This is a genomic window from Methylobacterium terricola (genome assembly GCF_006151805.1).
GTDB classification, from domain to species: Bacteria; Pseudomonadota; Alphaproteobacteria; order Rhizobiales; family Beijerinckiaceae; genus Methylobacterium; species Methylobacterium terricola.
Genome location: NZ_VDDA01000001.1, coordinates 294,479 through 313,723 on the forward strand (window position 1 = coordinate 294,479; position 19,245 = coordinate 313,723).

A 19,245-nucleotide genomic window follows, 5' to 3' on the forward strand; every position below is an offset into this window, starting at 1 on the left:
GAGGGCCTAACCGGGCTCGGGCCCGGCGGCTTCCTGCGTCTCGCCGGCCTTCCGGTCCCGGGCGGCCTGCCGGGTCGCCTGCGCCCGGGCGGTCTCGCGGAGCCGCCGCAGGCGCTCCTCCAGGCCTGCGCGGGTCGCCGGCCACCAGCCGCGGCCGGTGGCGTCGGGCGCTGCCGCCGGCACCGTCTCGGCCAGCTCCGAGAAGGTCGGGATGCGCCACCAGCCCCAGACCAGGGGGCCGGGGGCGGTGATCCCGGAATAATGCGCCAGCGCCTCGGTCTCGGCGACGGGGGCGTCGTCGAGCGCCTCGAACACCACCACGCCGGCCTCCGCGGTTTCCACCGCCGCCCCGAGCGGCGGGGGATCGCCCCGGGGGACCGGGTGGCGGCGGCGCCGGCGCTCCGCCTCGGCGGCGGGGTTGCGGGCGGCCTCGCGCCGGGCCCGCCGCGCCGCCGGCTCGCTCGCCGCCGCCGCCTTCTCGATCACCCCCCAGACGTCCTTCAGCGCCTCGTAGGAGCGCCAGGGCACCCGCCAGGCCCGGATCTCCGGCGCCCAGGCGGCGAACGGGATGGTGCGCAGGGTATCGACCACGAGACGCGAATAGGGCGTGCGGACCACCAGGGCATCGGGACCGGCCTCGAGATAGGGGCTCTCCAGCGGCTCGAAGGCGTAGGCGTCGCGGCCCTTGTCGTCGCCGTAGGCGTCGAGCGCGGAGATCTCCCGGGCGATCCAGGCATCGGCCCGCTGCTCGGCGGTGGTGCCGGGCACGAACCAGCGGCGGAGCTTGCGCCGCCAGCGGGCGGTCGGGAACGTGTCCTTGAAGCGGGCGAGCAGGGCGCGGTCGAACGGCATCGCCACCAGCACGCCGGGGCGCTTGACCGTGCCGGGCGCCACGGCGAATCCCGCCCCGCGGGCGACCTCGCCGGCCGGCGCCCCCGATCCGTCCTGCTCCGCACCGCCCATCGGCCCGCCTCAGATCGTCGGCGCGCGGCCGCCGTAATAATCGTCGAGGCGCCCGCCATAGGACGGGTCGTTGAACGGGTCCTCGTCCGGGCCGTGCCGCGGCGCCCCCGCCAGGGTGTCGGCGTCGATGTCGATGACGTAGCCGCCGAGCCGCAGGTCGTAGGTCAGCGCCTTCCAGGGCACCGGGTGGTAATGCTCGCCGAAGCCCAGGAAGCCGCCGAAGGACAGGACCGCATACGCGACCTGGCCCGAGACCTTGTCGACCATGAAGTTGTAGACGCTGCCGAGATGCTGAGCCTCGCGGTCGTAGACGGCGGTGCCCTCGACCTTGTTCGAGGCGATCAGCCGCGGCGTCTCGTCGAGGGCGACGCCGTCGCCGGCGGGATCGAGCTGCATCGTGCCCGGCTCGCGCAAGGAGCGCTCGTTCGGGGAGGGACCTCCGCTGGGCAGGTCGGTCGGCATGGCGTTCTCCGCTGCGAGAGGGACGGGACCCTGGGGGAACCGACCGGTTCGGCGACGGTTCCGCGCTCACCGCGCCGGCGCATCCCCCGCGCCCGTCCCCTGTCCGTCCTCCTGCTGCGTCTCGGCCACCTCGGTGCGCACGGTCCGGCTCGCCAGCATCATCTCGACCGCGAAGGCGGTGAGCGAGGCCAGCGTGCAGACGATCGCGGCGCCGAACAGCGAGAACAGCACGCTCGCCACCGCGGCGTCCCGCAGGGTGCCGACGAACAGGGTCAGGACCGCGCCGCAGATCGCCACGCCGCCCAGAGCCGCGATCACCACCGCCACGTCGAGGGCGAGGCTGCGCCGGCGCAGGTCGCGCAGCCTCGCCTGGTCGCCGGGCCGCTCGGCGAGGCGGTCGGAGAGCTTCTCGACCTGGTCGGCGATGCGGGCGTGGCGGGTCGAGAAGACGTTGAGCAGCGTCGCGATGCCGGAGAGCAGGAAGACCGGCGTCAGCGCCACCTGGATGATGTGGGCGGTCGAATCGACCTGGGACGGATCGGCGGTGGGGAGCATGCGGAGCCGGGGAGAGAGGGAGCGGGCTTGCGCCGTGCGGCAGGCCGGGCCGGAGGGGAAGCCCGCCGCGATGTAGGGCGGCCCGGGCGGATGGCATCGTGCTGCGCGGGAACCCGGTCGATCGGCGCAAGTGTCGCGGCAAAGTCAGTTGAACAATGAGGAATCTTGTCCCAAAAGTACATCGATGGAGTATGTATTGTGCCGGACGGCCGCGGGAGGCCGGTCCGGGCGCGCGGTGCGTCGTCGTCCTTCTCCGGCCGACGGATTTTCAGGGATTGTCTCCTTTTCAGGAGATCCGATGCTGCGGGAGATCGCGGCTGCACTGCCTCACCGGCAACGATGCGTCTGGGGAAGCTTGACGGTGAGTGAGCGCAAAACTACTCATGCTCGCAAGGGTTGTGGAAATTCCCCTGGGCGGACGACGTGGCCCGGGGGCGCTGATGGACGGAGACGTGCGTGCGGGGAACGGATGGGGGACCGGCGGAGCTTCCGCCGGACGGGTTGGCGGTGGCCTGCGCGGCGCCTGACGCGGTCGCGACCTGGCAATGGGACATCGGCCGCAACGTCCTGTGCGGGGATGCCCGCATGGCGGCGCTCTACGAGGTCGAGCCGGCCGACCTGCGGAGCGGCGCGCCGGTCCCGCTCCTCCTCGCCCGCATCCACCCGGAGGACCGCGGGGCGGTGATCGCCCGCATCCGGCGGGCCGCCGACCAAGCCGGGTCCTACGTCGTTCCCTATCGGCTGCTGTCGCGGCAGGGCGCCGTGCGCTGGGTCCTGTCCTGCGGACGCTGCGCCCATGACGATGCGGGCCGGCCGACGGAAGGGCGAGGCGTCATCATCGACCTGACCGACGGTCAATCCCCGAGGCGGGTTCGCACCCGCATCCAGGCCGAGGTCCCCCTCGCGGATCATCCGCTGGAGCGCGCCGCCGAACTCGGCCTCGCCCTGCGCGGCGCCGTCGATGCCTGCCACGATCCGTTCCTGCGCCGCCTCGCCGACATGCTCCTCCTGGAGATCGGCCGCCGCCTCGCCGCCGGGCAGGCGCCGGCGGCGTGGACGAATTTTACCGCCGCGCCGTCGAACGGATCCGTTCGACGGCGCAAGGCAAGCCCGAACGGGCGCCGGCGCTGATGCGCCGGACGCCTTGGCATCGACGCGTCGATGCCGAGGCGCGAGGGTATGAGAGTATCGCCCGATCGCAGGATGATCGGGCGATGCGCGCGTCGCCGTTCCCGCGGGGCCTGCTCGACGCGGGGAGGGATCCCGGCTGGCGTCGCGCGGGCTTGTCCCCGGCCAACCCTGCGCGATGGGGGAGGGGGCGCGCCTCACCCCTCCATGGCGATCAGCGCCGCGTCGCCTCCCGCCGCCGCGGTGTTCACCGTCACGGTCTGCTCGGTGGCGAAGCGGGTGAGGTAGTGCGGACCGCCGGCCTTCGGGCCGGTGCCGGACAGCCCATGGCCGCCGAAGGGCTGCACGCCGACCACCGCGCCGATCATGTTGCGGTTGACGTAGACGTTGCCGGTGGAGAGCCGCGACACCACCCGCTCCACCGTGGCGTCGATGCGGGAATGCACGCCGAGCGTCAGGCCGTAGCCTGTGGCCTCGATCGCGTCGAGCACCCGGTCGAACTCCGCGGCCTTGTAGCGGGCAACGTGCAGGACCGGTCCGAACACCTCTTCGGTCAGTGCCCCGGGGCCGGCGATCTCGTAGATCTGCGGTGCCACGAAATGGCCCTCGCCCGGGACCTCGCCGGCGTAATGGACCTTGGCGGACCGGCGCATCGCGGCGCCGTGGCGGTCGAGGCGGGTGCGCGCCTCGGCGTCGATCACCGGGCCGACATGGGTGGCAGGATCGCGGGGATCGCCCAGCCGCAGCTCGCGCGCGGCGCCCGCCACCATGCCGATCACCTTGTCGGCCACGTCCTCCTGGACCAGCAGCAGGCGAAGCGCCGAGCAGCGCTGGCCGGCGGAGCGGAAGGCCGACGTCACGACGTCGTCGGCGACCTGCTCGGGCAGCGCCGTGGCGTCGACCAGCATCGCGTTGATGCCGCCGGTCTCGGCGATCAGCGGGACGATCGGGCCGTCCTTGGCGGCGAGCGCCCGGTTGATGTGGCGCGCCACCTCGGTCGAGCCGGTGAAGACCACGCCGGCGACGTCCCGATCCGCCACCAAGGCCGCCCCGACGGCGCCGTCGCCGGGCACGAGATGGAGCGCGCTCGCCGCGATGCCGGCCCGATGCAGCAGGCGCACGGCCTCGGCGGCGACCAGCGGCGTCTGCTCGGCGGGCTTGGCCACCACGGCGTTGCCGGCCATCAGGGCTGCCGCGACCTGGCCGACGAAGATGGCGAGCGGGAAGTTCCACGGCGAGATCGCCACGAACACGCCGCGGCTGCGCAGGGTCAGGCGGTTGCTCTCGCCGGTCGGGCCCGGCAGGTTCTGGGGCGTGCCGAAGAGCTTCGTGCCTTGCGCCGCGTAGTAGCGGCAGAAATCCACCGCCTCGCGCAGCTCCGCCACGGCGTCGTCGAGGGTCTTGCCGGCCTCGGCCTGGAGCAGGTGGATGAGCCGGCCGCGCGCGGCCTCCATCGCGTCGGCAGCCCGCTCCAGAGCGGCGGCGCGCTCCTCGGGACGGACGCGCGCCCAGGCGGCCGCCCCCTTGCGGGCGGCGCGCATCGCCGCGACCGCGGTCTCGGGCGACGCCTCGACGACGGTGCCGACGATCGTGCGGGCATCGCTCGGACTCACCACCACCCGCGACGTGCCGGCCTGCGTCACGCCGTCGATCACCGGCGCGGCCTCGGCCGGCTGCCGCGCCGCCGCCACCGCCTCGGTCAGGCGCTCCAGGGCCGCCCGGTCGCCGAGCTCGACGCCGGCGGAGTTGACCCGTTCCGGCGCGAACAGGTCGGCGGGGCGGCGGAGCTTGGCGTGCCGGGCGCGGTCGGGGTTGCCGATGCTCTCGGCCGGGCGGCGCAGCAGGCTCTCCACCGGGACGGCCGTATCGGCGGCCTGCGAGACGAAGGACGAGTTGGCGCCGTTCTCGAGCAGCCGCCGCACCAGATAGGCGAGGAGGTCGCGATGGCCGCCGACCGGCGCGTAGGTGCGGCAGGCCGCCCCCGGCACGCTGGCCAGCAGGCGGGCATAGAGCGCCTCGCCCATGCCGTGCAGGCGCTGGAACTCGTAGGTGCCGGCCTCCGGCCCGGCCCGCTCGACGATGGCCGCGACCGTGAGCGCGTTGTGGGTGGCGAATTGCGGAAAGAGCCGCGGCCGGTGGGCCAGCATCCGCTCGGCCGCCGCCAGGTAGCTCAGGTCCGTCATGCTCTTGCGGGTGAAGACCGGGTAGTCGGGAAGACCCCGCTCCTGCGCCCGCTTCACTTCCGTATCCCAGTAGGCGCCCTTGACCAGGCGCACCATCAGCCGCCGGTCGAGGCGGGCGGCCAGATCCGCGACGTGGTCGATGACGGCGAGGCAGCGCTTCTGGTAGGCCTGGACCGCGAGGCCGAAGCCGTCCCAGCCGGCGAGCGAGGGATCGCCGAGCACCGCCGCGATCACGTCGAGGGAGAGTTCGAGCCGGTCCGCCTCCTCGGCATCGACCGTGAAGTTGAGGTCGTAGCTCTTCGCCGCCTGTGCGAGGCGCAGGAGCACCGGCACCAGCTCCGCCATCACCCGGTCGCGACCGACGGCCTCGTAGCGCGGATGCAGCGCCGAGAGCTTGACCGAGATGCCTGGCCGGTCCGGCAGCGGCTTGTTGCCGGCCGCCCGCCCGATCGCCTCGATGGCGGCGGCGTAGGACTCCGCATAGGCCTTGGCGTCCTCGGCGGTGCGGGCGCCCTCGCCGAGCATGTCGAAGGAGTAGCGGTAGAGCCGGCCCTGCCCGCTCGCCGAGCGCTTGAGCGCCGCGTCGATCGTCTCGCCGAGCACGAAATGCCCGCCCATCACCCGCATCGCCTGACGGGCGGCCTGCCGCACGGCGGGAAGCCCCAGGCGCTTGGCGAGGCCGGCGAGGATGCCTTCCGGCGTATCGCCGGGCTGGATGATCCGGGCCGAGAGGCCGAGCGCCCAGGCCGAGGAGCGCACCAGCAGCGCCTCCGAGCGGGTGGCGTGCTGCTCGAAGCCGCCGAAGCGCAGCTTGTCCTCGATCAGCCGGTCGGCGGTGGCGGCATCCGGCACCCGCAGCAGGGCTTCCGCCAGCACCATCAGCGCCAGGCCCTCCTTGGTCGAGAGCGAGTATTCGCGCAGCATCGCCTCGACGCCGCCGAGTCCCCCGGTCTCCTGCCGGATCGCACCGACGAGGTCGCGGGCGAGCGCATCGACCTTCGCCTCGCGCTCGGGGCTGAGGCTGGCCCGCTCGAGGAAGGTGCGCGCGAGGGCGGCGTCGTCGGGCGCGTAGGGGGCGTGGAAGACGGGGAGCGGGGCGGGCATCGGGGCGGGTCCGGGCTTGCTGACGATTCTCAGCGTATTCGGCCTTTCGCCGCGCTTCGATGGCGCATATCCGGATTATGCCGCAGGATCGGCGGCGAAACCGCGCTTCGGTAGCGAGAATGACGGACAGCCTCGACCGGGTCGACCGGCAGATCCTGCGGATCCTCCAGCGCGAGGGGCGGATCCCGAACGTGGAGCTGGCCGAGCGGGTCGGGCTGTCGCCGACCGCCACCGGCGAGCGGCTGCGGCGGTTGCAGAAGGACGGGGTGATCACCGGGTTCGGGGCGCGGCTCGATCCGCATCACCTCGGCCTGAGCCTGCTCGTCTTCGTCGAGGTCTCCCTCGACAAGACCACGCCCGACGCCTTCGCGCGCTTCGCGGCGGCGGTGCGGCGCGCGCCGGAAGTCCTGGAATGCCACATGGTCGGGGGTGGGTTCGACTACCTGGTCAAGGCCCGGGTCGCCGACATGCCGGCCTATCGGCGCTTCCTCGGCGAGGGGCTCCTGGGCTTGCCGGGGGTCAACAACACCCGGACCTACGCGGTGATGGAGGAGGTGAAGAGCGACGGGCTGCTCCCGGTCTGAACCCGGGCCTTCCGGTCCGAACCCGGGCCTTGGCGTGATCCCAAGTTCCATGCGCGGCCTGCATGGCGCGGCTGCGACATAATGGAGCTTTGCAGCCCCTGCAGAGTTGGCAGAGGGCGCATCATGTCGCACTCTGTCGTGACTGAGCCGCCGCAGAGCGGCCCGACGGGAACGGAGGTACGCCGATGGTCAATCCGAACCGCTTGGTGAAATCAGCCTGGATCGCCGCCGAAGTCTCGCGCGAGAAGTCCGAGAAGGTTCTGGTGGTGGAAGCCTATATCGCCGTCAGCCCGCTCGAGAGCGGCTACGATGCCGACCGCTACGGCCGCCTCGTCGAGGATGTGCGGCGGATCCTCGCCGACAATCCGGATATCGACCGCGCGTCGATCCTCAGCGTCCACCGCGAGTCGCGCTGTGCGGCGCTGTTCCGCCGGAGCGTGTGCGAGGAGGAACGGCGGCCCGAACTGGTGGCGTGAGGCGCCGGTCGCGGCGTAGCGCCGATCTCAAACCCTCCGCGTCGTTCCGGGCCGCGAAAGCGGAGCCCGGAATCCGGACGCTCGGGTGAGCGAGAATCGGGCGGAACGCTCACCGCCTGATCCTGAACGTCTCGCGGTTCCGGGTCCCGGGCTCCGCTGCGCGGCCCCGGGACGACGCGGAGGATGCGTGGTCTGCCGGGCAGACCCCGAGCAGACCCCGAGAAGACCCGTTGAGGCGGGGCCCCGAAGGACCCCGCCCCTCGGCGCCTCACAGCCCCTCGAACAGGGCCGACGAGATGTAGCGCTCGGCGAACGAGCAGGCGACCGTCACGATCCGCTTGCCCTTGAACTCGGGCCGGGCCGCGATCTCGAGCGCCGCTGCGACGTTGCCGCCGGTCGAGATGCCGCCGGGGATGCCCTCGATCCGGGCGAGCAGGCGGGCGGTGTCGAAGGCGGTCTGGTTGGAGACCGTCACCACCTCGTCGATCACGCCGCGGTCGAGCACGCCCGGCACGAAGCCGGCGCCGATGCCCTGGATCTTGTGCGGGCCGGGCTGGCCGCCGGACAGGACCGGGGAATCCTCCGGCTCGACCGCGACGACGCGCAGGTGGGGCAGGCGCGGCTTGATGACCTGGCCGACGCCCGTGATGGTGCCGCCGGTGCCCACGCCCGCCACGAAGGCATCGAGCTGCCCCTGCGTGTCGTTCCAGATCTCCTCCGCGGTGGTCTTGCGGTGGATCTCGGGGTTGGCCGGGTTGTTGAACTGCTGGGGCATGATCGCGCCCGGGATCTCCTTCAGGAGCTCCTCGGCCTTGGCGATCGCGCCCTTCATGCCCTGCGGGCCGGGGGTGAGGGCGAGCTCGGCCCCGAGATAGGCCAGCATCTTGCGCCGCTCGAGCGACATCGTCTCGGGCATCACCAGGATCAGCCGGTAGCCGCGGGCGGCGGCCACGAAGGCGAGCGCGATGCCGGTATTGCCGGAGGTCGGCTCCACCAGGGTGCCGCCGGGCTTGAGGACGCCGGCGGCCTCCATGGCGTCGATCATGTTGACGCCGATGCGGTCCTTCACCGACGAGATCGGGTTGAAGAACTCGAGCTTCAGCAGGATCTCGGCATCGATGCCGCGCTCCTTGGCGAGGCGGTTGAGGCGCACCAGCGGGGTGTTGCCGATGGTCTCGGTGATCGAGTCGTAGACCCGGCCGTGGCCGATCCGGCGGCCGGTCTCCGAAGTGGCGGTGGCGTCGGCCATGGTGTGTCTCTCCCTGAGCAGGCGTCGTCCGCCGCACGGGTAGCGGAAATCCCGCTGGCCGTCGAGGTATGCCGATTTATACGGATTTGGACTGTGAATTAGGGGTCCGCCCCGGCTCCGGAGCCGCCGGAACGGCGTCAGATCTTCCGGGTTGGAAACGCCGCGCCGGGCGGGCCGCATCCGGCCGGGAAGGGGGCATAAGAGGGGGGATTTCCAGGCCCCGCCAGAAGCGTAACGTCGGGTGAGAGTGCCGCTTCGGCAAGCCCTAACCCGGCACCGACCCGGCAAGCCCTGACCGGCAAGCCCCGATCCGGCCGCCAGGATCGCCCGCGAGAGACCCGCATGCCCGAACCCCTGCACCGCACCGCCCTCGACTCCGGCCCGAGCCCGGAGGCCGGGCCGCACCGGATCCCGGTTCCGGCCGCGGGGCCGCACCGGGTGGTGATCGTCGGCGGCGGGTTCGGCGGGCTCACCACGGCGCGGGGTCTCGGCGGGGCCGAGGGCATCGAGGTCACGCTGATCGACCGGCGCAACCATCACTTGTTCCAGCCCCTGCTCTACCAGGTCGCGACGGCGGTGATCGCGCCGGGCGAGATCGCCGAGCCGATCCGGGCGATCCTGCGCCGGGACCGCAACGTCCGGGTGCTGATGGGCGAGGTCGAGGGGATCGACGCGCAGGGGCGCGCCGCGATCCTGCGCGACGGCACCCGCATCCCCTACGACACGCTGGTGCTGGCCACGGGGGCCACCCACAGCTATTTCGGCCACCCCGAATGGGAGCGTTACGCCCCGGGCCTCAAGACCCTCGACGATGCGCGCCGGATCCGCGCCCGGGTGCTGCTCGCCTTCGAGGCGGCCGAGCGCGAGGACGACCCGGCCGCCCGCGAGCGGCTGATGACCTTCGCGGTGATCGGCGGCGGGCCGACCGGGGTCGAGATGGCGGGTGCCATCGCGGGCCTCGCCCACCATGCCCTGTCGCAGGATTTCCGACGCATCGACCCGAAGCAGGCCCGCATCCTGCTGATCGAGGCGGCCCCCCGGGTGCTCGGCACCTTCACGGAGGACCTCTCGGCCTACTCGAAGCGGGCGCTGGAGCGCCTCGGCGTCACGGTGCTGACCGACCACGCGGTCGAGGACGTGTCGGAGCAGGGCATCACCGTCCAGGGCCGGCTGATCCCGGCCGCCACCGTGGTGTGGGGCGCCGGCGTGCGCGCCTCGCCGGCGGGCGAGTGGCTCGGGGTCGAGACGACGCGCCAGGGCCACGTGCCGGTGGGGCCGGACCTCGCGGTGATCGGCCGCCCCGGCATCTACGCCCTCGGCGACCTCGCGATGGCGAAGGCCGAGGACGGCACGCCCCTGCCGGGCCTCGCCCAGGTGGCCGACCAGCAGGGCCGCTATCTCGGCCGGTCCCTGCGCGACCGCATCCTGCACGGCAAGGCCCCGGCGCCGTTCCGCTTCCGCAGCCGCGGCAACCTCGCGATCATCGGGCGCAATGCCGGCGTGGTGCAGTGGGACCACGTCAAGCTCCGGGGCTTCCCCGCCTGGCTGGTCTGGGGCGTCGCCCACGTCTACCTGCTGGTCGGCTTCCACAACCGGCTGGTCGTCACCCTGCGCTGGCTCTGGGCCTATGTGAGCTTCCAGCGCGGCGCCCGCCTGATCTCCGAGCGCGACGAGGCCGTGATGGCGCTCATCCGCGGCAAAACCCCGGCCAAGCTTCCGCCGCCCTGACGGCGTCGCCCGCGGCCGGCGCGCCTACGCCGATCGGCGGGGCGGGCCTCCCCGAAGACCGTAGGCGCCTACCGCTCGCCCGCGCCGTCCCGCCATGGGAGCCTCGCGCGCATCGGGCCGGGATCGTCCCGGCCCGCGAGCGGATGCCGCCAGCATGTCACCCTCCCGCCTGTCGCCGTCCCTGTCCTGGGCCCTGGCCGTCTCGACCTGCCACCGCGGCGAGGCGCTCGCGGAGTGCATCGGCCTCGCGCTGCGGCAGTCGCGGCCGCCGGTCGGCATCGTCGTCGTCGATGCCGGCGACGACTGGGAGGCGAACCGCGACCGGGTCGCCGCCCTCGTCCGGCCGTCGGGCCTCGACCTGCAGTACCAGCACGCGGCGACGAAGTCGCTGACGATGCAGCGCAACCAGGCGATCGCGCTGGTCTCGGCCGACATCGTCTTCCTGATCGACGACGACTCGTTCATGTACGAGGATTGCGCGGCCGAGATCCTCGCCGTCTACGAGGGCGACGAGGCCGGGACGATCGCGGCGGTCGGCGCCTGCGGGGTCGAGGAGAGCCCCACCGCCCGCACGCGCGATTTCAGCCTGAAGGTCACCGGCCATGCCCGCGGCGGGCTCGGCGCCGCCTTCGCGCGGTCGGCGGCGGGCCGCTTCGTCTACCGGCACGTGCTGATGATGGGCTACGAGCAGACCTTCGTGCCCTATGACAGCGTGAGCTTTCCGCCGCTCGCGCTCCCCGCCGGCGTCTCGCCGGACGATGCGGTTCCGGTCCGCAGCATCTCGGGCTTCGCCCTCACGGTGCGGGCCGACATCGCCCGGCGCGAGCCGTTCGACCCGAGCCTGCGCCACTACGCGGCCCTGGAGGATGCCGATTTCTGCCACCGCATCGCGCGCCACGGCGCCCTGGTGCTGGCGCGGCGCGCGCGGCTGCACCACTTCCAGATCTCGGCCGGCCGCCTGCCGCGCGACACGGTGATCACGCTCCAGCTCCTCAACCTGGCCTTCTTCCTCAAGCGCCATTCGAGCATGCTGGCGGTGAAGCGGGCGCAGTACCGCCGGCTGCTGCTGCGCCGCCTCGTGGCGGAACTCGCCAAGGACCTGCTGTCGCGCCGCTTCGCGCTGCCCCAGCTCCGCGGCGTGCTGCGCGCAGCCGCCCTCCAGCGGACGATCTTCACCGCACCGGCCGACGAGATCGTGGCGCGCTACCCCGAGATCCAGCTGCGGATCATCGAGCAGCACGGGGCGTGACGATGGCGGCAGGCCCGCACCGGAGGCTCATCCGCTCGGAGGCCGCTCCCCCCGCGGCACGAAGAACGGCGTCGGCTCCAGTTCCGCGTCCTCATGCGCCACCATGCGGGGAAAATGCGCGTCGGCCTGTGCCACGAACAGGTCGCGCACCAGCGCCTGGGCCAGCCGCGTCGCCCCGATGCCGAGGCCCGGGATGTCGCCGGCCAGCGCCCCGTGGCTGAGGGTGACGCCCCAGTTGAAGACGTGCAGCAGGCCCAGATCCGGCAGCTGGCCCGGCACCCGCTCCAGCATCTGCATCCCGTCGCCGAGATAGGGGAAGCGCGCGGCGTCCGGATGCGCCTCGGCCTCCGCCGCCGGCACCCGCTCGCCCCAGGTCAGCACCGCGTCCCGGAACGCCTCCAACTCCGGCCGGCGCGTCAGGTCGATGTCGAAGCCGACCGCCACCACGGCGGCGTCGACCGGGTAGCGTCCCTGCGCGGTCTCGACCACCAGCCCGTCCGGTGTCTCCGCGATCCCGCTCCAGCCCTCGCCGAACCGCACCGCGAAGTTCGGGTGGCGGGTGCAGCGCAGGACCGATTCGTGCGGTGGCGGCGTACCCTCTCCCATCATGAAGGTCGTAAAGGCCCAGCGCCGCGCGTCGTCGAGGGCGGCGTAGCCGCGCAGGAAGCCCGGGAAGGCGGCCCATTTCGACTTGTTGACCTGCGGAAACTGCGACCGGCGCACGAACAGGGTCACCTCGGCGGCGCCGGCCTCGAGCGCCGTCGCGGCGTTGTCGATCGCCGAGGCCGAGGCACCGAGCACCGCGACACGGCCGCCGCGGAACCGCGAAAAGTCGATCGGGTCGGAGGAGTGGAACAGGCGCCCCTCGCCGCCCCGGGCGAAGGCCGGCATCCGCCGCCCGCCCGAGCCGTCGCGGCCGCAGGCCAGCACCACCTTGCGGGCATGGACCGTCTCCGGGCCGCCCGGCCCCTCGATCGCGGCGCCGATCAGCCCGTCCGCCGGCCATAGCCGGACGAGGCGGGTGTCGTTCTCCACCGGCACGCCGACGGTGTCGCGCACGAACAAGAGGTAGCGCAGCCAGTCGAGGCGCGGGATCTTGTACAGGGTGCGCCAGCCCTCCTCGCCGCTTTGCGCCTCCCACCAGGCCCGGAAGGTGAGGGAGGGGATGCCCAGATCCGGGCCGGTCAGATGCTTGGGCGAGCGCAGGGTCTCCATCCGGGCGAAGGTGCCCCACGGCCCCTCGGCGCCGCGCGGCGCCTGGTCGATCACCCGGATGTTCGCGACGCCCTCGCGCAGGAGCGCGAAGGCGGCGGTCTGGCCGCACATCCCGGCCCCGACCACCAGCACGTCGAGGGCGGGGCGCCCGTCCGGGCCGATGACCGGCAGGGTCCAGGGCGCGGGGGGGTGGTTGAGGCGGGCGAGGTCGCGGCGCACCTCGGAGGCGAGGGCCGTGAGACCCTTCACGGCTGCGGCGTCCTGGTGGATATCCATGCCCGTTCCTTGCATGCCCGTCCCGGAGGTCCCGATGGTCGAACTGTCCTGCTTCTACAGCCTGTCCTCGCCCTGGTCCTATCTCGGCGGGCCGCAGCTTCAGGACATCGTGCGCCGCCACCGCGCCCGGCTGGTGCTGAAGCCGTTCGACTTCCAGGAGGTGGTGCCGAAGACCGGCGGCGTGCCGATCCGGACCCGGCCGCAGCCGCGTCGCGATTATCATGCCGTCGAGCTCGCCCGCTGGAGCGACTATCTCGGCCTGCCGCTGACCGTGACGCCCCGGCATTACCCGATGGAGAACCCGGCGCCGAACTGGAACAAGCATGCCGGCTGGACCGTCATCGCGGCGCAACTCGCCGGGCTCGACGCCTTCCCGCTCTCGCATGCCATCCTGCGGGCCCTGTGGGCCGAGGAGCGCGACATCGCCGATCCCAACACGCGCCGGACCATCGCCGACGAGAACGGCTATGACGGCGCGGCGCTCGTCGCCGCCGAGGGCAGCGCGGCGGTCCAGGCCCAGTATCGCCGCAACGGCGAGGAGGCGGAGCGCCTCGGCGTGTTCGGCTCGCCGACGATCGTGCTCGACGGCGACTTGTTCTGGGGCCAGGACCGGCTCGGCTTCGTCGACCGGGCGCTGGCGCGGCGCGCCGCCCGGGACAGGGGCTGACTTCACGCAGGCCTGGCCAGAGCCGGGTGCATGGCGCCCGGCCTCCATCATGCGACAAGGAGGGGTGGGGCAGAGCCTAACAATGCCCCTGGATGGGCGAGGAAAGATGCACAACAGCGAGGCGATCTGGCGGCACGTCGAGGCGCACGCGGCGGCGTTCACGGCCTTCTCGGACCGGGTCTGGGAGATGCCGGAACTGAACTTCCAGGAGGTGCGCTCGGCGGCCGAGCACACCGCGATGCTCCGCGCCCACGGCTTCCGGGTGACCGAGGGCATCGACGGCATGCCGACCGCCATGATGGGCGAGGCCGGCGCGGGCGGTCCGGTCATCGCGATCCTCGGCGAATACGACGCCCTGCCGGGCCTGAGCCAGGAGGCGGGCATCGCCGAGCACCGGCCCCGCCCGGGCGAGGGCGCCGGCCACGGCTGCGGCCACAACCTGCTCGGCGCCGGCGCGCTGCTGGCCGCCACCGCCGTCAAGGACTGGCTCGCCCAGGAAGGCCTGCCCGGCCGCGTGCGCTATTACGGCTGCCCGGCCGAGGAGGGTGGCGCCGCCAAGACCTTCATGGTCCGCGACGGCGTCTTCAAGGACGTCGACGTCGCGATCACCTGGCATCCGGGGCCGTTCGTGTCGATCTGGGAGCCGGTCTCGCTGGCGATCCAGCTCATCGACTTCAGCTTCGCCGGCAAGGCCTCGCATGCGGCGGCGGCCCCGCATCTCGGCCGCTCGGCCCTCGACGCGGTCGAATTGATGAATGTCGGCGTCAACTACCTGCGCGAGCACATGCCGAGCGATGCGCGGGTGCATTACGCCTATCTCGATGCCGGCGGCATCGCCCCGAACGTCGTCCAGGCGAGCGCCACCGTGCGCTACCTCGTGCGCGCCGCCGACCTGCCCGCCCTCCTCGACCTCGCGGCCCGGGTGGGCAGGATCGCCGAAGGCGCGGCGCTCATGACGGAGACCACCGTGACGAGCCGGGTGGTGAGCGCGATGTCGAACCTGCTCGCGAACCCGCCGCTGGAGCAGGCGCTGCACGCCAACCTGATGCGGCTCGGCCCGCCGCCCTTCGACGCCGAGGACCGCGCCTTCGCGGAACAGATCCGGGCGACGCTGACCCGTGAGGACATCGTCTCGGCCCATCGCCGGTTCGGCGTGCCGGTGACCGATGCGCCGCTCTGCGACACGGTGGTGCCGCTCGGCGCCAACGGCGAGCGGATGATGGGCTCGACCGATGTCGGCGACGTGAGCTGGGCGGTGCCGACCGTGCAGGCCCGCGGCGCCACCTACGCCATCGGCACCCCCGGCCATTCCTGGCAGATGACCGCGCAGGGCAAGACCCCGGCGGCGCACAAGGGCATGATCCACGTCGCCAAGGCGATGGCCGGCACCGCGGTCGACGTCCTGCGCGACCCCGACCTGCTCGCCCGCGCCAAGGCCGACCACGCCGAGCGCTTACGGCGCACACCCTATGTCAGCCCACTGCCGGCGGACCTGGCGCCGCCGCTCGACATGGCGGGGTGAGACGCGGCGGGGGCCGCGGGGCTGTCCGGGGAAAACCCTTTTGAAAATCGATCGCGGGATCCCCTCTCCCGGATGGGAGAGGGGATCCCGCGATCGAAGACCGCGCAGGGTGGAGACGGTGCCGCAAGAAGACTGAACCGTTCCGCTGCCAGCACGACAGTTCGAGCCTTACACGGAAGCGTGTCACCCTTACCCCCGGCCCCTCTCCCGGCCGGGAGAGGGGGGATCCGCTCCGTATGCTTGATTCGATGTTACCCCAGACAGCCCTGTTTCTCTTGGTGTTTCAGGACTGAAGACCACAGGCCTTGCGGTAAAAACCCAATCAGACTCACTGTGCGAGGATCTGCCAGGAGTGGAAAGCGGACCGTGACAGTGTCAGGATGAGGGTGCGAAGGAGACCTCGCACGTGAAGGTTACAATCCGGCCTGCCACTTCAAACGACGCCGATGATATCAGTCGCATCGTCATCGCCGCTCTACGTGAAACCAACGCAAAAGATTATTCGGAAGCAGTAATTGCGCGGGTCGAGCAGGGTTTCTCACCTGTGTCAGTATTCGAGTTGCTGACAAAGCGCCTCGTGTTCGTTGCCGAGGGGGAGGATGGTATCGTCGGCACGGCAAGCCTTGATGGCCGCGTAGTGCGGACGGTCTTCGTTGCTCCAAAGCATCAAGGCATTGGAATCGGGAAAGCCTTGATGGCCGCGGTCGAGATGGAAGCGGTCGAGCAGGAAATCGCGGCACTCACTGTGCCTTCATCCGTGACGGCCGAAAAATTCTACGCCAAGCTGGGGTTCACGGCGGTGCGCGAGAGCTACCATGGCGATGAGCGGACGATAATCATGGAACGAGCGCTCCTCAGGCCAACGAAGGGAGCCTAAATGTCGGAAGCAGCTCCCTGCATGGTCAACCTGATGAGGTTTCGACCATAGCGCATCCGCCCGCCGCCCCCGCGATTCCGCCCTTTGCCTCAAATGCTACCGATGCGCCCCACCATGAGGACAGATCTCCCTCCGTAGGGTCGTCCCCGATGGAGGCGCCTGCACCCGCAATGCGGCAACCGGCCCGAAGGCTCCGTCGCTCGCGGGAACGGAACGGGTCATGATCGTCACGAGTGCGTCCTTGCTGGGGCAGATCCTCACGAACCGGACATCGTCCGGTTTCCTCCCGCCAAGGCTGGTCCGGCCCCGCCGGAGGCTCAGCCCCCGGCCAGGCCCGAGCCATCCTCGACGCCCGCAGCCGTGACGATGTCGCCGTCGACGTTCGACGCGCTGTTCGCGCTCCAGGCGTCGCCGCGAGGCGCCGTCGCTCCCCCGGACACGTCCGCGCCGATGGTCGCCCCGGCATCGGGCGCCGATTCGGGCCCGCCGCGAACGAGGGCCCGGACTGCCGTGGATCCCGACCTGGTGCGGGCGATCACCGCGGCCCTCGACAGCCGGACCGGCGACGGCGCCGGCCCCGCCGCCATGGGCCGGCGCTCGCCCGTCTCGCTGGAAACCTCGATCTCCCGCCAAAACAGCCTCTGGGACGCCTTGGAACTGGCGGGACAGGCGCAGTCATCGGATGCCGCGTCGGGACGAGCCGCGTTCCAGTGACGGCATGGTCGCGCGCGTCGTCGACGACGCGTCAGCTCAGCAAGTCGCTGTGCTCGCGGTGGCGGCGCAGCCACGACGCGGCGTAGCCGCAGAGCGGCCGGAGGCGCACGCCCTCCGCCCGCGCCGCCTCGGCCACGCTCCGCATCAGCCGGTCGGCGGTGCCGGTGCCGCGCAAGGCGGGCGGCGCGTAGACGTAGGCAATGACGAGAGTGCCGGGCTGGCGGCGGTAATCGGCATAGGCGACCTCGCCGTTCACCTCGAGCTCGAACCGGCTCCGCTCCGGGTTGTCGCGCATGGGGGCCTTCTTCCGGCGTTCGACGGGCGGGAACTCGACGGGCAGGGATTCCCCCAGGCACGAGCATGAGACGGCAAGCCGCGGAGGCGCAAGGCGGTTCCGCCCCGGGATCGCGGGCCCGCGCCGCTCGGTTCCGTCCGGCTTCCCGGCGTGGTAGCGAGGCCCGGTCCCGCCCTCGAACCCGTCGCCCGCTGCATGAACCCCATCTTTGCCGACCTGCCGACCACCGTGTTCGAGGTGATGTCGGCGCTCGCCCGGGAGACCGGCGCCGTGAATCTCGGCCAGGGCTTCCCCGACGATCCCGGCCCGGCCGACGTGCGCGCCAAGGCCGCCGAGGCGGTGGTGGAGGGCTGGAACCAATACCCGCCCATGATGGGGCTGCCGGAGCTGCGCCGGGCCGTCGCGCAGCACTACGCCCGCTGGCAGGGGCTCGATCTCGACCCCGACACCGAGGTGATGGTGACCTCGGGCGCCACCGAGGCCCTGGCCGGCGCCCTGATGGCCTTGATCGAACCCGGCGACGAGGTCGTGCTGTTCGAGCCGATGTACGACGCCTACCTGCCGCTGGTGCGCCGGGCCGGCGGCGTGCCGCGCTTCGTCACCCTGACCCCGCCGCACTTCCGGATCACGGAAGATGCCCTCGCCGCCGCCTTCTCGCCGCGCACGAAGGTCGTGCTGCTCAACAACCCGCTCAACCCGTCGGCCACGATCTTCCCCGACGAGGACCTGGAGCTGCTCGCCGGCTTCTGCCAGCGTTTCGACGCGGTGGCGCTCTGCGACGAGGTCTGGGAGCACGTCGTCTTCGACGGCCGCCGCCATCGGCCGTTGATGGCCGTCCCGGGCATGCGCGAGCGCACGGTGAAGATCGGCTCGGCGGGCAAGATCTTCTCCCTCACCGGCTGGAAGGTCGGTTTCGTGATGGCGCCGCCCCACCTGATGCGGGGCCTGGCCAAGGCGCACCAGTTCCTCACCTTCACCACGCCGCCGAACCTCCAGGCGGCGGTGGCCTACGGCCTCTCGAAGGACGACACCTATTTCGAGGACATGCGCACCGACTTTGCCCGGGCGCGCGACCGCTTCGCCGGCGGCCTGAGCGCTCTCGGCTTCAGCGTGCTGCCCTCCGCCGGCACCTACTTCCTCAACCTCGACATCGCGCCCCTCGGCGAGAGCGACGACGTCGCCTTCTGCGAGCGGCTGGTGCGCCGGCACGGCGTCGCGGCGATCCCGGTGAGCGCCTTCTATGCCCACCGGCCGGTGCGGACGATCGTGCGGTTCTGCTTCGCCAAGCGCGACGACACCCTCGACCGCGCCCTCGAGCGACTGCGCGGCCTCGCGCCCGGGCGCGCCGCCTGATGCGGGGGCTCCTTGTCGGACAGGGGGGCCGGGGCCACATCCTGGTTCATGAGCACCACGCACCCGCTCCGGAGCCCCGGGATGACCTCTTCGCAGACGGCCGGCCATGTCCCGCCCTTCGGGGCCGGGGCGTTCGGGCAAGGGACCGATTACAAGGCGACCGATTACAAGGCGACCGACTTCAAGGACGACACGCTCGGCCTGCGCGCCAGGGCCGGCCAGGCCATGGCGGGCTCGACGCCCGAGCAGGTGATGGCGCGGCTCGACCTGCTGGCGCATGTCCTCGACACCGCGATCCTGCTGCCGGGCAACCGGCGCATCGGCCTCGACGCGATCGTCGGCCTGATCCCGGTGATCGGCGACGCGATCACCACGGCGATCTCGTCCTACATCGTCTGGGAGGCCCGCCGCCTCGGCGCGCCGCGCTGGCTGATCGCCCGCATGGCGGCCAACGTGGCGATCGACGGGGTGATCGGTGCGGTGCCGCTGGTCGGCGACCTGTTCGATGCCGCCTTCAAGGCCAATCGCCGCAATGTGCAGTTGCTGCGCCGCCACCTCGAGCGCAGCGGCGCGCTGAAGCCCAGCGTGATCGACGTCACCGCCACGCGCCTCGACTGATCCTCACCGCCCGACCGGGGGACGCCG

At 72.1% G+C, this 19,245-nt stretch carries 18 protein-coding genes; 11 read left to right on the top strand and 7 right to left on the bottom strand.

Annotated elements, in window-relative coordinates; genetic code table 11:
- Positions 1-6: 6 nt before the first annotated feature.
- The 3 genes from FF100_RS01335 to FF100_RS01345 form a co-directional block, all read right to left on the bottom strand.
- Positions 7-963 (bottom strand): hypothetical protein, encoded by a 957-nt coding sequence (locus FF100_RS01335; RefSeq protein ID WP_139033758.1) that lies wholly within the window; start codon positions 961-963, stop codon positions 7-9.
- A gap of 9 nt (positions 964-972) precedes the next feature.
- Positions 973-1,425: a PRC-barrel domain-containing protein gene (locus FF100_RS01340; protein WP_139033759.1), complete on the bottom strand. Its 453-nt coding sequence runs from the start codon at positions 1,423-1,425 to the stop codon at positions 973-975.
- 66 nt (positions 1,426-1,491) lie between these two features.
- Positions 1,492-1,980 (bottom strand): DUF2721 domain-containing protein, encoded by a 489-nt coding sequence (locus FF100_RS01345; protein WP_139033760.1) that lies wholly within the window; start codon positions 1,978-1,980, stop codon positions 1,492-1,494.
- A gap of 456 nt (positions 1,981-2,436) precedes the next feature.
- Between FF100_RS01345 and FF100_RS01350 the strand changes: the two genes are divergently transcribed.
- Positions 2,437-3,111 (top strand): PAS domain-containing protein, encoded by a 675-nt coding sequence (locus FF100_RS01350; protein ID WP_139033761.1) that lies wholly within the window; start codon positions 2,437-2,439, stop codon positions 3,109-3,111.
- Positions 3,112-3,305: 194 nt separating this feature from the next.
- Here the strand turns inward: FF100_RS01350 and putA are convergent, their stop codons facing one another.
- Entirely contained in the window at positions 3,306-6,395 is a 3,090-nt protein-coding gene (putA, locus tag FF100_RS01355) for a bifunctional proline dehydrogenase/L-glutamate gamma-semialdehyde dehydrogenase PutA (protein WP_139033762.1), read from the bottom strand.
- Between the two features lie 119 nt (positions 6,396-6,514).
- On the opposite strand from putA, the gene FF100_RS01360 reads away from it, so the two are divergent.
- Positions 6,515-6,979, top strand: coding sequence for an Lrp/AsnC ligand binding domain-containing protein (locus FF100_RS01360; RefSeq protein ID WP_139033763.1), 465 nt, complete (start codon positions 6,515-6,517; stop codon positions 6,977-6,979).
- A 185-nt stretch (positions 6,980-7,164) separates the two neighbouring features.
- Positions 7,165-7,455 carry a hypothetical protein gene (locus FF100_RS01365; protein WP_139033764.1) on the top strand — a complete coding sequence of 97 codons (291 nt, stop codon included), beginning with the start codon at positions 7,165-7,167 and terminating at the stop codon, positions 7,453-7,455.
- Between the two features lie 268 nt (positions 7,456-7,723).
- Here FF100_RS01365 and cysK read toward each other — a convergent pair whose 3' ends face one another.
- Positions 7,724-8,704, bottom strand: coding sequence for a cysteine synthase A (cysK, locus tag FF100_RS01370; protein WP_139033765.1), 981 nt, complete (start codon positions 8,702-8,704; stop codon positions 7,724-7,726).
- Between the two features lie 342 nt (positions 8,705-9,046).
- On the opposite strand from cysK, the gene FF100_RS01375 reads away from it, so the two are divergent.
- Both FF100_RS01375 and FF100_RS01380 read left to right on the top strand, forming a co-directional pair.
- Positions 9,047-10,432 carry an NAD(P)/FAD-dependent oxidoreductase gene (locus FF100_RS01375; RefSeq protein ID WP_139033766.1) on the top strand — a complete coding sequence of 462 codons (1,386 nt, stop codon included), beginning with the start codon at positions 9,047-9,049 and terminating at the stop codon, positions 10,430-10,432.
- 154 nt (positions 10,433-10,586) lie between these two features.
- On the top strand, positions 10,587-11,681 hold the full coding sequence (locus tag FF100_RS01380; RefSeq protein WP_171070010.1) for a glycosyltransferase family 2 protein: 1,095 nt from the start codon (positions 10,587-10,589) through the stop codon (positions 11,679-11,681).
- A 27-nt stretch (positions 11,682-11,708) separates the two neighbouring features.
- On the opposite strand, the gene FF100_RS01385 is transcribed toward FF100_RS01380, so the two are convergent.
- Complete coding sequence (locus tag FF100_RS01385; RefSeq protein WP_171070011.1) at positions 11,709-13,172, bottom strand: FAD/NAD(P)-binding protein; 1,464 nt, start codon at positions 13,170-13,172, stop codon at positions 11,709-11,711.
- Between the two features lie 34 nt (positions 13,173-13,206).
- Between FF100_RS01385 and FF100_RS01390 the strand changes: the two genes are divergently transcribed.
- The 4 genes from FF100_RS01390 to FF100_RS01405 all read left to right on the top strand — a co-directional run bounded on the left by FF100_RS01390 (position 13,207) and on the right by FF100_RS01405 (position 16,952).
- Entirely contained in the window at positions 13,207-13,839 is a 633-nt protein-coding gene (locus FF100_RS01390; RefSeq protein WP_139033769.1) for a 2-hydroxychromene-2-carboxylate isomerase, read from the top strand.
- Between the two features lie 106 nt (positions 13,840-13,945).
- Positions 13,946-15,361: a M20 family metallopeptidase gene (locus tag FF100_RS01395; RefSeq protein ID WP_139033770.1), complete on the top strand. Its 1,416-nt coding sequence runs from the start codon at positions 13,946-13,948 to the stop codon at positions 15,359-15,361.
- A gap of 406 nt (positions 15,362-15,767) precedes the next feature.
- On the top strand, positions 15,768-16,238 hold the full coding sequence (locus tag FF100_RS01400) for a GNAT family N-acetyltransferase (RefSeq protein WP_139033771.1): 471 nt from the start codon (positions 15,768-15,770) through the stop codon (positions 16,236-16,238).
- Between the two features lie 510 nt (positions 16,239-16,748).
- Positions 16,749-16,952 carry a hypothetical protein gene (locus FF100_RS01405; protein ID WP_139033772.1) on the top strand — a complete coding sequence of 68 codons (204 nt, stop codon included), beginning with the start codon at positions 16,749-16,751 and terminating at the stop codon, positions 16,950-16,952.
- Between the two features lie 31 nt (positions 16,953-16,983).
- On the opposite strand, the gene FF100_RS01410 is transcribed toward FF100_RS01405, so the two are convergent.
- Complete coding sequence (locus tag FF100_RS01410) at positions 16,984-17,247, bottom strand: GNAT family N-acetyltransferase (RefSeq protein ID WP_139033773.1); 264 nt, start codon at positions 17,245-17,247, stop codon at positions 16,984-16,986.
- 195 nt (positions 17,248-17,442) lie between these two features.
- Here FF100_RS01410 and FF100_RS01415 point away from each other — a divergent pair, with 195 nt between their 5' ends.
- Positions 17,443-18,600, top strand: a complete 1,158-nt coding sequence (locus tag FF100_RS01415) for an aminotransferase (RefSeq protein ID WP_139033774.1) — start codon at positions 17,443-17,445, stop codon at positions 18,598-18,600.
- A gap of 225 nt (positions 18,601-18,825) precedes the next feature.
- Positions 18,826-19,218, top strand: coding sequence for a DUF4112 domain-containing protein (locus tag FF100_RS01420; protein WP_139034268.1), 393 nt, complete (start codon positions 18,826-18,828; stop codon positions 19,216-19,218).
- Positions 19,219-19,245 lie beyond the last annotated feature (27 nt).

What these genes read in the sequence shown, in the direction of transcription:
- FF100_RS01365 (WP_139033764.1), top strand. Translation starts at nt 7,165, where the DNA reads ATGGTCAATCCGAACCGCTTGGTGAAATCAGCCTGGATCGCCGCCGAA.
- FF100_RS01335 (WP_139033758.1), bottom strand. Translation starts at nt 963, where the DNA reads ATGGGCGGTGCGGAGCAGGACGGATCGGGGGCGCCGGCCGGCGAGGTC.
- FF100_RS01345 (WP_139033760.1), bottom strand. Translation starts at nt 1,980, where the DNA reads ATGCTCCCCACCGCCGATCCGTCCCAGGTCGATTCGACCGCCCACATC.
- FF100_RS01395 (WP_139033770.1), top strand. Translation starts at nt 13,946, where the DNA reads ATGCACAACAGCGAGGCGATCTGGCGGCACGTCGAGGCGCACGCGGCG.
- FF100_RS01390 (WP_139033769.1), top strand. Translation starts at nt 13,207, where the DNA reads ATGGTCGAACTGTCCTGCTTCTACAGCCTGTCCTCGCCCTGGTCCTAT.
- putA (WP_139033762.1), bottom strand. Translation starts at nt 6,395, where the DNA reads ATGCCCGCCCCGCTCCCCGTCTTCCACGCCCCCTACGCGCCCGACGAC.
- FF100_RS01410 (WP_139033773.1), bottom strand. Translation starts at nt 17,247, where the DNA reads ATGCGCGACAACCCGGAGCGGAGCCGGTTCGAGCTCGAGGTGAACGGC.
- FF100_RS01415 (WP_139033774.1), top strand. Translation starts at nt 17,443, where the DNA reads ATGAACCCCATCTTTGCCGACCTGCCGACCACCGTGTTCGAGGTGATG.
- FF100_RS01375 (WP_139033766.1), top strand. Translation starts at nt 9,047, where the DNA reads ATGCCCGAACCCCTGCACCGCACCGCCCTCGACTCCGGCCCGAGCCCG.
- FF100_RS01385 (WP_171070011.1), bottom strand. Translation starts at nt 13,172, where the DNA reads ATGGATATCCACCAGGACGCCGCAGCCGTGAAGGGTCTCACGGCCCTC.
- FF100_RS01420 (WP_139034268.1), top strand. Translation starts at nt 18,826, where the DNA reads ATGGCGGGCTCGACGCCCGAGCAGGTGATGGCGCGGCTCGACCTGCTG.
- cysK (WP_139033765.1), bottom strand. Translation starts at nt 8,704, where the DNA reads ATGGCCGACGCCACCGCCACTTCGGAGACCGGCCGCCGGATCGGCCAC.
- FF100_RS01360 (WP_139033763.1), top strand. Translation starts at nt 6,515, where the DNA reads ATGACGGACAGCCTCGACCGGGTCGACCGGCAGATCCTGCGGATCCTC.
- FF100_RS01340 (WP_139033759.1), bottom strand. Translation starts at nt 1,425, where the DNA reads ATGCCGACCGACCTGCCCAGCGGAGGTCCCTCCCCGAACGAGCGCTCC.
- FF100_RS01380 (WP_171070010.1), top strand. Translation starts at nt 10,587, where the DNA reads ATGTCACCCTCCCGCCTGTCGCCGTCCCTGTCCTGGGCCCTGGCCGTC.